The sequence below is a fragment of the Halomonas sp. ML-15 genome (assembly GCF_014779595.1).
In the GTDB taxonomy this organism is placed as follows: Bacteria; Pseudomonadota; Gammaproteobacteria; order Pseudomonadales; family Halomonadaceae; genus Franzmannia.
This window is the reverse complement of the sequence record NZ_JACXZT010000010.1, coordinates 138,988-152,587: the sequence shown is the minus strand read 5'-3', so window position 1 is coordinate 152,587 and position 13,600 is coordinate 138,988. Positions and strand designations below refer to the sequence as shown.

General features: G+C 65.5%; 13 protein-coding genes. 6 read left to right on the top strand and 7 right to left on the bottom strand.

Features of this window, described 5'->3' with window-relative positions:
- Nucleotides 1–17: 17 nt before the first annotated feature.
- Complete coding sequence (gene pgl, locus IEI94_RS07700; protein ID WP_191166728.1) at nucleotides 18–683, bottom strand: 6-phosphogluconolactonase; 666 nt, start codon at nucleotides 681–683, stop codon at nucleotides 18–20.
- Nucleotide 684: 1 nt separating this feature from the next.
- Complete coding sequence (gene zwf / locus IEI94_RS07695) at nucleotides 685–2,178, bottom strand: glucose-6-phosphate dehydrogenase (protein WP_191166727.1); 1,494 nt, start codon at nucleotides 2,176–2,178, stop codon at nucleotides 685–687.
- Nucleotides 2,179–2,425: 247 nt separating this feature from the next.
- Here zwf and IEI94_RS07690 point away from each other — a divergent pair, with 247 nt between their 5' ends.
- The 3 genes from IEI94_RS07690 to IEI94_RS07680 all read left to right on the top strand — a co-directional run bounded on the left by IEI94_RS07690 (nucleotide 2,426) and on the right by IEI94_RS07680 (nucleotide 4,925).
- Complete coding sequence (locus tag IEI94_RS07690) at nucleotides 2,426–3,283, top strand: MurR/RpiR family transcriptional regulator (RefSeq protein WP_191166726.1); 858 nt, start codon at nucleotides 2,426–2,428, stop codon at nucleotides 3,281–3,283.
- Nucleotides 3,284–3,372: 89 nt separating this feature from the next.
- Nucleotides 3,373–4,209: a LolA family protein gene (locus IEI94_RS07685; protein WP_191166725.1), complete on the top strand. Its 837-nt coding sequence runs from the start codon at nucleotides 3,373–3,375 to the stop codon at nucleotides 4,207–4,209.
- An 83-nt stretch (nucleotides 4,210–4,292) separates the two neighbouring features.
- Nucleotides 4,293–4,925, top strand: a complete 633-nt coding sequence (locus IEI94_RS07680; protein ID WP_191166724.1) for a hypothetical protein — start codon at nucleotides 4,293–4,295, stop codon at nucleotides 4,923–4,925.
- On the opposite strand, the gene IEI94_RS07675 is transcribed toward IEI94_RS07680, so the two are convergent.
- Entirely contained in the window at nucleotides 4,922–5,287 is a 366-nt protein-coding gene (locus tag IEI94_RS07675; RefSeq protein ID WP_191166723.1) for a RidA family protein, read from the bottom strand. The two genes, IEI94_RS07680 and IEI94_RS07675, sit on opposite strands and share 4 nt — an antisense overlap.
- 74 nt (nucleotides 5,288–5,361) lie before the next feature.
- Nucleotides 5,362–5,706, bottom strand: coding sequence for a TraR/DksA family transcriptional regulator (locus tag IEI94_RS07670; RefSeq protein ID WP_191166722.1), 345 nt, complete (start codon nucleotides 5,704–5,706; stop codon nucleotides 5,362–5,364).
- Nucleotides 5,707–5,824: 118 nt separating this feature from the next.
- Between IEI94_RS07670 and IEI94_RS07665 the strand changes: the two genes are divergently transcribed.
- The 3 genes from IEI94_RS07665 to IEI94_RS07655 all read left to right on the top strand — a co-directional run bounded on the left by IEI94_RS07665 (nucleotide 5,825) and on the right by IEI94_RS07655 (nucleotide 11,334).
- Nucleotides 5,825–7,030 (top strand): MFS transporter, encoded by a 1,206-nt coding sequence (locus IEI94_RS07665; protein WP_191166721.1) that lies wholly within the window; start codon nucleotides 5,825–5,827, stop codon nucleotides 7,028–7,030.
- 69 nt (nucleotides 7,031–7,099) lie between these two features.
- On the top strand, nucleotides 7,100–8,188 hold the full coding sequence (locus tag IEI94_RS07660; protein WP_224749996.1) for an efflux RND transporter periplasmic adaptor subunit: 1,089 nt from the start codon (nucleotides 7,100–7,102) through the stop codon (nucleotides 8,186–8,188).
- 2 nt (nucleotides 8,189–8,190) lie between these two features.
- Complete coding sequence (locus IEI94_RS07655; protein WP_318153375.1) at nucleotides 8,191–11,334, top strand: efflux RND transporter permease subunit; 3,144 nt, start codon at nucleotides 8,191–8,193, stop codon at nucleotides 11,332–11,334.
- A gap of 51 nt (nucleotides 11,335–11,385) precedes the next feature.
- Here the strand turns inward: IEI94_RS07655 and IEI94_RS07650 are convergent, their stop codons facing one another.
- The 3 genes from IEI94_RS07650 to IEI94_RS07640 form a co-directional block, all read right to left on the bottom strand.
- On the bottom strand, nucleotides 11,386–12,240 hold the full coding sequence (locus IEI94_RS07650; protein ID WP_191166719.1) for a universal stress protein: 855 nt from the start codon (nucleotides 12,238–12,240) through the stop codon (nucleotides 11,386–11,388).
- 112 nt (nucleotides 12,241–12,352) lie between these two features.
- Complete coding sequence (locus tag IEI94_RS07645; RefSeq protein WP_191166718.1) at nucleotides 12,353–12,532, bottom strand: hypothetical protein; 180 nt, start codon at nucleotides 12,530–12,532, stop codon at nucleotides 12,353–12,355.
- Nucleotides 12,533–12,565: 33 nt separating this feature from the next.
- The gene (locus IEI94_RS07640; RefSeq protein ID WP_191166717.1) at nucleotides 12,566–13,597 is read right to left on the bottom strand and encodes an aldo/keto reductase; all 1,032 of its coding nucleotides are present in this window, start codon (nucleotides 13,595–13,597) and stop codon (nucleotides 12,566–12,568) included.
- Nucleotides 13,598–13,600 lie beyond the last annotated feature (3 nt).

Below are 13,600 nucleotides of genomic sequence, written 5' to 3'. Positions count from 1 at the left end.
AGAGTCTCCAGAAAAAATCAGGGTGCCCAATAGATGGCCAGCGGGCAGGCCAGGAAGGCACGGATCGGCAGCGCACGCACGTCGTCGCCGGCCAGCGCGGCAGCCAGCACACTGCGCTTGTCATCGCCGTTGATATGCAACATGTGACGACGCGCCTGATGCAGGCGGCCGGCACTGAAGGTGATCCGCGGCTGCGGCTGGCTAGGAGTACGCACCGCCACCAGCGGCTCATCGCTGGACAGCGCCAGCGAAAGCTCCGGGCTATCGGGAAACAGCGACGCGGTATGACCGTCGCCACCCATACCGAGAACCACCACGCTGGCCGGCCAGGCAAGGCCTTCGACCCGTGCGGCCACTTCGGCCACCCCCTGCTCTGGCGTCTCGGTAGCGCTGGTCAACGGCACGAAATTGGCCGACGCCGCCGGCCCCTGCAACAGATGCTGACGCACCAGGCGGGCGTTGCTGTCGGCGCTGCTCTCAGTAACCCAGCGCTCGTCGGCGAGGGTCACATCGACCCGCGACCAGGGCAGTTCGTAAGCGGCTAGCGCCTCGAAGAACGGCACCGGCGTCGAGCCGCCGGAGACCACCAGCAGGGCGCGCGCCTGGCGGTCGAGATCGCTGCGCAGCGCTTCGGCGACGGCCTCTGCGAGTTGGGTGGCGAGTTGTTGGCGTGCCTGGCTCATATCAGTAGTCCTCATACCAGCTGCGACCATCCTGAGTGATCATCGCAATCGACGCGACCGGCCCCCAGGAACCCGCCGGATAGCGCCGCGGCGGCATATCCCGGGCTTCCCAGCCAGCAATCAGCTGATCACACCAGCGCCAGGCGTGCTCGATTTCATCACGCCGAACGAACAGGTACTGCTGGCCCTTCATCACCTCGAGCAGCAGACGCTCGTAGGCGTCAGGAATCCGCGACTTGGGGAAGGCGTTGTTGAAATCCAGATGCAGCGGGCCCGGGCGCAGGCGCATGCCCTTATGCAGCCCACTGTCCTTGGTCAGCACCTGCAGGGCGATGCCCTCCTCCGGCTGCAGGCGGATGATCAACTTGTTGGCGGCCAGGCTGCGCTGGTCCGGATCGAAGATGTAATGCGGCTGCTGACGGAAGTGAATCACGATCTGCGATAGCTTCTCGGGCATCCGCTTGCCGGTGCGCAGATAGAAGGGCACCCCCGCCCAGCGCCAGTTGGACACCTCGGTCTTCATGGCGACGAAGGTCTCGGTGTGACTCTCGGTATTGGCGCCCTCCTCCTCGAGGTAACCCGGCACGGAGACCCCTTCGTTGGTGCCAGCGGTGTACTGCCCGCGCACCACATCGCGTCCCAGTGCCTCGCCGACAAACGGCTTGAGTGCCTTGAGCACCTTGACCTTCTCATCGCGAATGGCATCGGCATCGAGATTCGACGGCGGGTCCATGGCAATCAGGCAGAGTAGCTGCAGCAGATGGTTCTGGACCATATCGCGCAGCTGACCAGCTTGATCGAAATAGCCCCAGCGGCCCTCGATACCGACCTGCTCGGCGACGGTGATCTCCACGTGGGAGATATGGTTCTGGTTCCACTGGGTGCCGAACAGCGGGTTGGCAAAGCGCAGCGCGATCAGATTCTGCACCGTCTCCTTGCCGAGGTAGTGGTCGATACGATAGATCCGCGACTCGGGAAATACCTCGCCGATCACGTCGTTGATCTGCTGCGAGGAGGCGAGGTCATAGCCGATCGGCTTCTCCACCACCACCCGGGCGCTGTCGTCGAGGCTGCCGCTGGCCTGGAGATTACGGCAGATGTCGCCGTAGATGCTGGCCGGCACCGACAGATAGATCACCAGCGGGCGCGGCGAGCCTTCACGCCAGGCACGAATCGCCTCAAAGCCCTCGACGCTTGAAAAATCCAGCTTGAGGTAATCGAGGCGCGCCAGGAAACGCTTGAGGCTGACCTTGTCCTGCTCACCGCTCTTGATGCGCTTATGCAACGCCTCGGCGACCTGCTGGCGAAACGCCTCGCCGTCGAGCTCCTGCCGCGCCAGGCCGACGATCCGCGTCCCCTCGGGCAGCAGTCCCTCGCGATCGAGGTGGTAAAGCGCTGGAAACAGCTTGCGCAGGGCCAGATCCCCCAGCGCACCGAACAGCGCCAGATCGATCTCGGTATCTGCCACGCTCGACATTGCGCTGTGCTGAATCATGCCTAGCCCCCTGAAATTTGGTTAACTTACCGATAAAATACGTGTTCGTTGGCAAAAAAAGCAACATTTATCTGTAACTTTACTACCAAAGAGGCAGCAGCGTCGAGATCCATGTGGCCTTTGAGACAGTGCCACGCTAGGATAACCGCCATAATGTAGTTAAATCACTACATCATCGACCTCCAAGCATCAAGACCCGTTGCCGCGACATGTCGACCATCGCCCGTTACCAAGAGTCTAGCCGCCCATGTCCAGCCATGACCTGATCGAACGCATCCGCAACCGATTGGACGAGCTCAACCGCTCCGAACGCAAGGTCGCCGATGTGATCCTCGCCGACCCCGCCTCGGCCACCGGCATGAGCATCGCCACCCTGGCCCAGGCTGCCTCGGTCAGCGAACCCACCGTCAATCGCTTCTGCCGTAACTTTGAAGCCAAGGGCTATCCTGACTTCAAGATCAAGTTGGCCCAGAGCCTGGCCGGCGGCACTCCCTACGTGAGTCGCAGCGTAGACCGCAATGATGACGCCGCCGGCTATGGCGACAAGATATTCGGCGCCACCATCGCTGCCCTCGACGAAGCGCGTCGAGCACTGGACGCCAAGCGCGTCGAACGCGCCGTCGACTACCTCATCCAGGCCAAGCAGATCCACTTCTTCGGCCTCGGTGCCTCGGGGCCCGTGGCCCAGGACGCCCAGCACAAGTTCTTCCGCTTCAACCTGCCGGTGATGGCCTACGAGGACGTGCTGATGCAGCGTATGGTCGCCGCTGCCAGTCATACCGGCGACGTGGTGGTGATCATCTCCTATACCGGTCGCACCCGTGAGCTGGTCGAAATCGCCCGGCTGGCACGGCAGAACGGTGCCGTCGTCCTCGGCATCACCGCCCCCGGCTCACCGCTGGCCGGCGAGTGCACCGAGACCCTGGAGGTCACCACCCCTGAAGACACCGACGTCTATATGCCGATGACGTCACGGATGATTCATCTGGCCCTGATCGACGTCCTGGCCACCGGTGTCACCCTGCGCCGCGGCGAAGACTTCCTGACCCATCTCAAGAAGATCAAGGATAGCCTGCAGGCCACCCGCTTCCCTGCCAGCGGCTAGCGACACGCTCACACGGAGGTTTGCGCCGGGAACTGATTGGCGCATCATGGGTCACTGCTCAGGCATCCCGTTCCACCGTCGGAGTCAACATGCTCCTCGCGTCATCATTTCCCGTACGACCACTGCTGGTCGTCATGGCCTCTACCGGCGTCCTGTGCGCCAGCGCTCAGGCCCTGGAGCGAGAAGAGCTGCAGCGCCAACTGGCCGCCCCCGCCCAGCTACAGGGCAACTTCGAGCAGCGCCACTGGCTCGAGGACCAGCAGTCGCGCTTGCACAGCGACGGACACTTCCTCTATCAGCGCGAGCGCCTGCTGGTGTGGCGCTTTTCCTCGCCGCGCGAGGCCACGCTTGCCTTCCCCAAGCGCCTGCCTGGGCCCCGCGACGAGATCGAAGAAGTTGGCTTGCCAGACCGTGAGCTGCTCGATGAACTGCTGCCTGGACGCGCTGAGTTCGGTCGCCATCTGGTCGACCTGCTGGGCGGTAACTGGGGGGCACTGGAGGAGGATTACGCCATTGCCCTGAGCGGCGAAGCCGATGAGTGGCAGGCCCGCTTCAGCCCTCGCTCACCGGCGCTGGAAACGGATCTCGGCGAGCTGCTGCTAAGCGGCGACGACAGCGGCTGGCAGCACCTGGAGATACAGGATGCCAACGGCGACGAGCTGCAGATCTCGTTCTCCTCCATCAGCCCCATGGTCGATGAGTCGCTGAGCGGCTTCCTCGGCCAGTGGCTAGAGGTTGAGGCCGCGCCGCTGGACGCAGAGGAAAACGAGGAAGACGAGGAAGACGACGACACGGTCATGGCAGAGGAAGTCGACCCCGAGGAGATCGATGAGGAGGCCGAGGAAGTCTCCGAGCAGGAAGCCGAGGACAGTGCATCAGAGAGCGATTCAGATGCTGCTGACGGGGAAAGCGACGAGGAAGAGTGAGCCTCAAGTTTACCTCCAACACGCCGATAGTGCTGTCAGGAAACGCCTGGCGATGCGCGCCGGGCGTCGACAGGAGCACGCGGATGAACGTCAAGTCTTCGCCGGGCGCGGCCACGCTGGTGCTGATCGTGGTGGTGGCGCTCGCCCTCGGCGGCCTGGGGCTATCGCTCAGTGAACTGCGCCTGCCGCTGGGCCCTCAGGAACTGGTAGCGCTGGCGGTATACGGCCTGGCTGTGGCGGGGCTGATCTGCCTGCTGACGCTGGTGGCAAGCCTGGTCTCCGGTCTACGCATCCAGCAGCTTGCGCTGAATCAGAGCCTCGAAACCCAGAGCCGTCAACTGCGCACCGCCGAAGCCGCCCAGTTGATGGAGCGCTTCGTGCACCAGGCCGAGGCGCTGCTCGACAAGGAGAGCCTCGATCCCAACAAGCGTAGCGTACTGCGCTGCCTGGCCGTGGATGCCATGCGCGGCAACAGCGGCCGCGGCGACCCTAATATTTCGCGCCTCGGGCGGCTATTCGAGTGGCTGGCCAGCGAAGCCGAGCTGGCCAGCGACGATAGCGCACGCTTGAGCCTGATCGACCCGGTCCTGCGTCAATATGCCGAGATCGCAGAGCAGCTGTGCCAGGTCGGCGAGTGCGACACGGAACGCATGGCGGTGTTTCTTCGCCACCAGCCGCGGCGCCCGGCCGCGACAAGCGACGAACCCACCGATTAGGAGGCGCCAGGAACCAAAGCGGTGACGGTAATCTCCACCTTGAGCTCATCGGCCGGCAGCGGCGCGCATACGCAGGTGCGCGCCGGGGCATGCCCTTCCGGCACCCACGCATCCCAGACCGCATTCATCGCCGCCACGTCCTGCCCCTCCTTGAGGTAGATCGTAGCCGACAACAGATGCTCACGGTCGGAGCCGATCTCGGCGAGCAGTGCATCGACCCGCGCCAGCATGCTCTCGGTCTGAGCGGTAATATCGCCGAGACGCGCCTCGGGGCCCGCCACCTGGCCACACAGCCAGGCCACGCCGTTGTGGATCACCGCGCGGCTCATGCGCGCCTTGGTGTCGTGACGAGTGATAGACATTCTTTTTCTCCCTCAAGTAGCGTGTATTGGCAATAAGATACCCTGAGAATCAGCGCTCATTCCGCCTGTTTCGACTATGCTTGCGCGCAGTCGATGCATTTTAACACCAGCGGATCCCATTCGAGCCGCTTGGCCGCAATCCACTCACCGCAGCCGATGCATTCGCCATAGTCACCGCGCTCGATGCGTATCAGTGCCGCCGCGATGCGCTTGAGTGCCAGCTGGCGACGCTCCTCTTCGGCCTTGGCCATCGCCTGGCCCTGCATGGCGTCCATGCGCGACAATCGCCCCACCGAGGTCTGGTCGAGCACCACCGGGTCGCGCGATTCGCGGCTCGACTCGCTGTCGTCCTGCAGCTCCTGGCGCAGCGCGGCCAGCCGCGCCTGTACTGCCTGCATATCCAGCTCGGGATGATTCATGTCGGTCGCCTCGCTAACCCTGATTCGATGAGCTTGCTATGCTGCACCCCGGCTGACGTCCAGCCGGCTATTCCATCATCATGCCATCCACGGCACGCCAGCGCACAGGGAGACACCTATGGGGTATCGCACCCTGCTACGTCAGCACTACGCTCTGCTGGGCATCGCCTTCCTGGCGATGTTCACCTCGAGCCTCGGTCAAAGCTTCTTCATCGGCCTGTTTCAGGCCCCCATCAGCGAGCGACTTGGGCTAAGTGCCGGCCAGTTCGGCACTGCCTACGCCCTGGTGACCCTGGTCGCCGGCTTCGCCATGCTGCGCTTCGGGCCCAGCATCGACTGGATCGCCCCGCGGCGCTTCGCCATCTTGGTACTCACTGCCCTGGTGGCCGGGATCCTGCTGCTGACGCTCTCGCCGTGGTGGCTGACCGGCCTGCTCGGCCTGGGCCTGGTGCGCTTCTGCGGCCAGGGCATGATGACCCACCTCGGCAACACCCTGGCCGGGCGCGAGTTCAGTCATCAGCGCGGTCGCGCGCTGGGGCTGGTCAGCCTGGGCGTCATGCTCGGCGAGACCCTGCTGCCACCGCTGATGGCAGCGCTGCTGGTCTGGCTTGGCTGGCGCGAGCTGTGGTGGCTGTTCTGCCTGGTACTTGGCGCCCTGTGGTTACCACTGCTGCTGCGCGCTCGCTGGCCGGCCGCGCCGCGCCAGCGCCCGGTTCGCGGCCAGCCACGACAAGGTCCCAGGCCGTTTCGCGACAACCGCTTCTGGCGGCTTCTACCGCTGCTGATGATCCTGCCGGTCACCATGACCGGGCTGTTTATCTACCAGGCCCGCATGACCGACGACCTTGGCAGCAGTCTGGCGGTCTATGCGCTGGCTTTGACCGGGATGGGCATTGCCAAGCTGCCCGGCGCCTTGCTGGGTGGGCGCCTGGTGGACCGTATCGGCCCTCTGGTACTGGCACGCTGCTATCTGCTGCCCTTCGCGCTGGCCCTGCTGTTGGCGCTGGTAGTCGGCGGCAATGTCGGCGTATGGGCACTGATGGTGGGTGGCGGCCTGGCCATGGGCGCCCAGGAGCCGGTGGCCACCAGTCTGCTGGTCAAGCTATGGGGCGTGGAGCACCTGGGCCGCGTGCGGGCCACGCTGAGCGCCTGCATGGTCTTCTCCACCGGCCTGGCACCCGCCGTTATCGGCATCGCCCTCGATCTTGGCAGCCATTTCAACCACCTGCTCGCGGGCATGCTGGTAATGCTGGTGGCGGGTTGGGGCCTCGCCCAGGGCCCCCTATCTCGTCTACCCGACCACCAGTCAGAGACGCCGCGCTAGGCCGGGACGAAACACCTCCCCCGACATGCGGTCATATCGGCTACCGCCCGGGCTTGGTAGGCTATTGTCATGTCGATGCTTTCTTCCCCTCTTGTGCCGGGGCGCATGGCCCGCCGGGCGCTACTGCCCCTGGCCCTGCTGCTGGCGGGCTGTAGCGACTCTGGCGTGCCACCTCAGGCGCTCGCCGATGACGACCCAGCCCCCTCCGGCACGCCGATTGCCGCCGTCGAGGTACAGCCCCGCGACCTGTCGAGGCAACTATCGACCTCGGGCAACGTCGAGGCGCGCTCGCGTATCCAATTGGCCAGCCGCACCGACGGCACCCTCGATGCCGTGCACGTCGATATCGGCGACCGAGTGGAGCGAGGCGCTCTGCTGGCCGAGCTCGACGTAGCCGAAACCCTGGCAGAGCAACGCCGCGCCGAAGCCCAGGCGGATGAAGCACGCTTCCACTACCAGCGCGCCCGCGAGCTGCGTGAGCGCGAGGTGGTCAGCCAGGCCGACTATCAGCAGGCACTGGCTCGCCACCGGATAGCGGAAAGCGAAAACCTGCTGTGGCAGACCCGGGCCGACTTTGGCCAGGTGCTGGCCCCCCGCGATGCGGTGATTACCGCGCGACACGTGGAGCCGGGCGAGGCAGTCGATGCCCGCGACACCCTGTTCGAACTGACCGCCATGGACAGCCTGATCATCCGTCTGGGGGTCTCGGAGCTGGACGTCGGCCAGCTCGCAGCAGATCAGCCGGTGCCGGTGCACCTCGACGCCCTGCCCGACAGCGTATTCGATGCGCATATCGCACGTATCCATCCCACCGCAGACACTACCAGCCGTCTGGTCACCGTCGAAATCGCGCTGCCGGAAGACGCCGCCGAGCGCGGCGTACGCCCCGGCTACCTGGGCCGCGTACAGATGGTCATCGACCCTCGCCCGACGGCGCTGGCGGTGCCCGCCGCCGCCATCGGCGAGCATCAGCAGCAGCACTACGTCTATGTGGTCGAGGCGCAGCAGCTGTCGCGCCGCATTGTCGAGGCCGGGGTGACCCGCGGCGACTGGACCGAGGTTCGCGAGGGACTTAGCGCCGGCGAGGCGGTGCTGGCGACCAACCCCATCGACATGCAGGACGGCGATGCCGTGCGTGTCGTCAGTTGGCGAGACTGACGGTGTCCCGTCGCGGACTGACCAGCGCCGCCATCCGGCGCCCCACCGGCACCCTGGCGCTGGCCGCCGTGGTAGTGGTGCTGGGGCTGTTCTTCTTCAGCCGCCTGCCGGTGGATCTGCTGCCCAATATCGAGTATCCCCAGCTGCGGGTCACGGTGAACTATCCCGGGACTGCACCAGAGGTGGTCGAGCAGCAGGTCACTCGGGTCCTCGAACGCAACCTGGCGGCGGTGGAGAACCTGGTCACCATCGACAGCCGCGCCTCCGAGGGGCGTACCAACGTCAACCTGCGCTTCGAGTACGGCACCAACCTCGACCTGGCGCTACAGGACACCGCCCGCTATCTGGAGCTGGCCCGCACCCAGCTGCCCAGCGACATCGAGCCGCCGCGGCTGTACAAGTTCGATCCGGCCCAGGACCCGATCTGGCAGGCCGGCTTCAGCTCCAGCGTGCGCTCCGAGACCGCGGTGCGCGACTGGGTGGAGAACCAGCTTGCGACCCAGTTGATCGCGCTGCACGGTGTCTCCGGCGTGGAGGCGGCGGGCGGCCAGGAGCGCGAGATCGAGGTGGTACTCGACCAGCAGCGGCTGCGCTCCTATGCGCTGGGCATGCCCCAGGTGATCAATGCTCTGGCCGCCGATAACGTCGATATTGCCGGTGGCTGGATGACCTCCGACACTTTCGATGTGATGACCAAGACCGACGGTCTGTTTACCTCCATCGACGACGTTGGTCAGGTGCTGCTCGACCTGCCCGGCAACGACAATCGCCGTATCCGTCTCGGCGAGGTGGCCGAGGTGCGCGACGGCTACCGCGAGCAGCGGCTGTTCGCACGCCTCAACCAGCGCTCCGCGGCCCAGGTCTCGATCTTCAAGCTCCCCGAGGCCAACACCGTCGACGTGGTCGACAGCATCAATGCGCGCATGGCACAGCTCGAGCGCTCGGGATTCGTGCCCGACGACATCGAATTCCAGGCGGTCAGCGATCCGGCCTTCTTTATCCGCGGCGCCATCAATTCGGTGGCTGGCGCCGCCCTGCTCGGCGGGCTGCTGGCCATGCTGATGGTCTTCCTGTTCCTCGGCAGCCTGCGCAAGAGCCTGATCATCGGGCTCTCCATTCCCATCGCGCTGATGGCCACCTTCGCGATGATGGGCCTGGGTGGCCTGACCCTGAACATCATCAGCCTGGGGGGCCTGGCGCTCGGCGTGGGGTTGCTGCTCGACAACGCCATCGTGATGCTCGAGAACATCTATCGCCACCGCGAACGGCTCGGCAAGTCCAGCGCCCAGGCGGCCCACGACGGCGCCCGCGAAGTGACCTCGGCGATCATCGCCGGCACCGCCACCAACCTCGCCGCGGTGCTGCCCTTCCTGCTGATCACCGGCATCGCCGCACTGGTGTTTCGCGACCTGATTCTGACCATCTCGTTTGCCATTATCGCCACTCTGGCGGCGGCGCTGACCCTGGTGCCGATGCTGGCGGCGCTGCTGGCCGGCATTCGCTATCAGAGCGGCCTGGCCGACCTGGCGCCGCTGCGCGGTTTCCAGCGCCTGATCCTGTGGTTGAGTCACCGCTATCGCCGCCTGCTGCCCAGGGTACTACGGTGGCGCTGGGGGGTGCTGGGGGGCGCCGCCCTGGCGCTGGTCGCGGCGACCTTCGCCGTGGAGCGGCTCGGCAACGAGTTTCTGCCGGTGGTCGACGACGGCAATATCGATATCAACGTCTGGCTGCCGCCGGGCACGCCGCCCAGCGACACCGATGACGTCGGGCGGCGCGTCGAGCAGGTGATCGCCGGGCTACCCGACGTGGAGAGCCAGTTCATGCTGGTGGGCGGCCACCTATCCGGCGGCGTGGTCAACGAGCGTCCCGGTACCGTGCGTACCGAGATCCAGCTGCGGCCGCTGGCCGAGCGTGAGAGTGGCATGAGCGCCGGAGAGTGGGTGAGCGACGCGCAACAGCGCCTCGAGGCCCTCGACCTGCCCGGCGCGCGCCTGCGCGTGCGGCCGCCGAGGATCGACGGGCTGCGCTTTACCACCAGCGGCGATGACCTGTCGATTGGTATCGTCGGCGACGACCTCAGCCAGCTGCAGGCCAGCGCCGCCGATGTGGTAAGGCTGCTGGACGATATTCCCGGGCTCGAGGGGGTCGAAGTGGGCCGCGAGGATCAGTCTCCACTGATGCGGGTGCGAGTCGACCGCGAGCGCGCCGCCGATCTGGGGCTGCGGGTCGCCGATGTGGGCCACGCCATCCGCGATGCGGTGGATGGCGCCGTGGCCACCCAGTACCTCACCGCCAACCGCGAGATCGATATTCGCGTACGGCTACCCAGCGCGGCGGTCGGCAACCCCGACGCCCTCGGCGAGCTGCTGCTGGTGCGCGACAACGGCAGTCCGGTGCAGCTGCGCGACGTGGCGCACTTCTCGCTAGGAGAAGGACCCGCGCATATCGAACGCGAGAATCAGAGCCGGCTGGTGCGCGTCAACGGCGATATCAACACCGCAGTCGCCGATATCGGCACCATCATGGGCGAGGTCGAGGCGCGCCTGGCCACCCTCGACCTGCCCGATGAGCAGAGCCTGCTGATCGGCGGACAGTGGGAGACCATCCAGGAGACCAATCGCGAGATGCGCCTGGTGATCGGTCTGGCGATATTCCTGGTATTCGTGGTGCTGGCAGTGCAGTACGAACGCCTGAGCAATCCGCTGGTGATCCTCAGCGCCGCGCCGCTATCGCTGATCGGGGTGGTGGGGATGCTGTGGGCAACCGCCACGCCGATCTCGGCACCGGTGCTGATCGGCATGATTCTGCTGATTGGCATCGTGGTCAACAACGCCATCCTGCTAGTGGAGTATATCGAGATCGGCCGGCGTGAGCGGCGGCTCTCCCTGGCCAGGGCGGTGGTGGCCGCCGGCACGGTGCGGCTACGCCCGATCCTGATGACCACCTCGACCACCGTGCTCGGCATGCTGCCGCTGGCCATCGGCATGGGCGAAGGCGGCGAGATCATGCGGCCGCTGGCCCTCGCCGTGGTCGGCGGCCTGGCCAGTTCGATGCTGCTGACGCTGTTCGTGGTGCCCTGCCTCTACCTGGTCATCAGCCGCTATGCCGAGCGGCTCAAACAGCGGCTGACCGGTGCCCCCGCCTGACGGCAGAGCGCCGGCCAAGAGCCGGCGCAGTGGTGACCCAAACCACTCGCCTCAGCGCAGCAGCAGCACCGGTACGCTGGCGCGCCGCAGCATCGCCGTGGTGGTGCTGCCCACCAGCAGATGACGAATCCGCGAGTGGCCGTAGGCGCCCATCACCAGCAAGTCGATGCCCTGCTCCTCCTTATAGGTGCGCAGGGTCGCCTCGACCTCGCCGGCGCGAATCGCGCCCTCCGCCTCGAGCCCGGCGTCACGCAGGGTCTTGAGCGCCCACTCCAGCTGCGAACGATTGTCGCCGGTCTCGGCACCAACGATCACCACGTGGCAGGGCACGCCGTTGAACAGCGGGCTCTTGGCGATCATCTCCACCCCCTTGCGGGTGGTCTTGCTGCCGTCGAAGGCGATCATCACCTTGCTGGGCGCCTGAAACTGATCCGGTACCATCAGGATCGGCCGATGCAGGGTGCGCACCACCCGCTCGAGGTTGGAGCCCAGGTGATCGACCGCCCGGTGCGCGGTCTCGCCGCGCTTGCCGATCACCAGCAGGCGGATATCGTTCTCCAGCTCGCTGAGGGTCTCGACCAGGGTGCCATTGCGCTGACGGGTGCCCGGTTCGCTGACGCCCGCCTCCAGTGCACGGGTCTTGGCCGCCGCCAGCATCACCCGGCCCTGCTCCTGGGCCAGCTTGGCACGCTGCTCGTCGAGGCTGGCCAGCTCCTCCAGCAGGTGCTCCCGGGAGCCCAGGCCGATATTCCCGGATAGATCCGCCTCGGCGGTCTGCGGGTGGTTGTCCACCACATGCAGGAAGGTCAGCGGCGCCGCCAGCGCCTGGCTGGCCCAGGCGGCGTAGTCGCATACGCCCTCGGAGAACTGCGAGCCGTCGATGGCGGCCATTACCTGATCAGTCATCGTGTGTTGTCCCGAACTGGCGTGGATTGGCGCTCGGCATAGAGCGTTATTCTGCTGCTATAACACCTCGTTCTACACCATCGCCCTTTCAAATCCCAGCGCACGGGTCTCCTCACGAGACAGGGGTTGCGCCCGGCGTCACCACGGCGGCCAAGGAGAACAGCAGTCCGCCGATGGCGAACACCGAGCAGAACGCCCAGTGAAACCAGTTCTTCCCGGCGCGATTGCGCCTGATGGCTTGCGTGACACCTATGTAGCTGAACAGCGATGAGAAAATCACCAACCAGAGCATGGGAGTGCCTCCTGATGACGACGCGCGTCCACGTCAGAGCCCGAAAAGATCCGCTTTTGGCGGCATGCCCACCTCCTCGACCAGCGCATACACCCGGTCGAGCATCTCACGGTCGGGATAGTTGCCGTCGCAGGCTGCGAGCATCGCCTCGACCTGCCGTTCGTTGTTGGCGCTGACCACCAGCGAGGTCACTGCGGGGTGTGCCAGGGCGAACTTGAGGGCAAAGTTGGTCCAGCCAGCATCCGGCTCACCAATGCTCGCACGTATCTTCTCGAGCAGGGCATAGCGAGAGTCCCAGCCGGCGCGATGCTTGAGATCATCTGCTGGCAGGCCGTCGCGCTGAACCCGCTTGTCGGTCAGCATGCCCTGCAGCAGGGGACGAATGGCCAGAAAGCCCCTGCCCTCATGCTCAAGTCGATCGAGAATCGGCAGTGCCTCGGGCTCAATGACATTGAAGAAGTGCGCCACGCCGGCATAGGCGCCAGTATCCAATGCCGCCTCGGCGTAGCCCATGGTGTGGGGGAAGGTAATGAAATGCCCCACCTTGCCCTCACGCTTGAGCGCCTCGAAGGTGTCCTGGAGAGGCTCCAGTATCTCCGGTAGCGCAGCGATGCGGCGCGCGTCACCTTCTGCCGCATAGGCCTCGGCCTTGGGTACGTGAGGCCCACGCTGAAGGTGCTGCACGATAGCGATGCGGTCGGTATGCAAGTCGCGTAACGCCTCCTCGACGCTGTCCCGCAATACCCGTGGATCAACATGCCCCTCCTCATAGTCGGGAGTGGTCATCTTGATCACATGGTGTATGTCGTGACGCTTGGGGTGCTCGGCGAGAATCTCGCTCAGCATCCAGCGGGTGCCGTAATCGCCACTCGAGTGGATACAGTTGACACCCGCGCCGAGTGCCGCCTCCAGTGCCCGGCGCCCTTCGCGGTTCTGCTGCTCGGCCTCAGCCTGACTGCGCTCCCCGGGAAGCGTCACATGGTCTGCCGTGCTGGTGAAGCGCATTGCGCCAAAACAGAGTTCGGAGAGCTCCAGGTCGGTATTTCCAAATTGCCTATAACGCATGTC

What these genes read in the sequence shown, in the direction of transcription:
- pgl (WP_191166728.1), bottom strand. Translation starts at nt 683, where the DNA reads ATGAGCCAGGCACGCCAACAACTCGCCACCCAACTCGCAGAGGCCGTC.
- zwf (WP_191166727.1), bottom strand. Translation starts at nt 2,178, where the DNA reads ATGATTCAGCACAGCGCAATGTCGAGCGTGGCAGATACCGAGATCGAT.
- IEI94_RS07690 (WP_191166726.1), top strand. Translation starts at nt 2,426, where the DNA reads ATGTCCAGCCATGACCTGATCGAACGCATCCGCAACCGATTGGACGAG.
- IEI94_RS07685 (WP_191166725.1), top strand. Translation starts at nt 3,373, where the DNA reads ATGCTCCTCGCGTCATCATTTCCCGTACGACCACTGCTGGTCGTCATG.
- IEI94_RS07680 (WP_191166724.1), top strand. Translation starts at nt 4,293, where the DNA reads ATGAACGTCAAGTCTTCGCCGGGCGCGGCCACGCTGGTGCTGATCGTG.
- IEI94_RS07675 (WP_191166723.1), bottom strand. Translation starts at nt 5,287, where the DNA reads ATGTCTATCACTCGTCACGACACCAAGGCGCGCATGAGCCGCGCGGTG.
- IEI94_RS07670 (WP_191166722.1), bottom strand. Translation starts at nt 5,706, where the DNA reads ATGAATCATCCCGAGCTGGATATGCAGGCAGTACAGGCGCGGCTGGCC.
- IEI94_RS07665 (WP_191166721.1), top strand. Translation starts at nt 5,825, where the DNA reads ATGGGGTATCGCACCCTGCTACGTCAGCACTACGCTCTGCTGGGCATC.
- IEI94_RS07660 (WP_224749996.1), top strand. Translation starts at nt 7,100, where the DNA reads ATGTCGATGCTTTCTTCCCCTCTTGTGCCGGGGCGCATGGCCCGCCGG.
- IEI94_RS07650 (WP_191166719.1), bottom strand. Translation starts at nt 12,240, where the DNA reads ATGACTGATCAGGTAATGGCCGCCATCGACGGCTCGCAGTTCTCCGAG.
- IEI94_RS07645 (WP_191166718.1), bottom strand. Translation starts at nt 12,532, where the DNA reads ATGCTCTGGTTGGTGATTTTCTCATCGCTGTTCAGCTACATAGGTGTC.
- IEI94_RS07640 (WP_191166717.1), bottom strand. Translation starts at nt 13,597, where the DNA reads ATGCGTTATAGGCAATTTGGAAATACCGACCTGGAGCTCTCCGAACTC.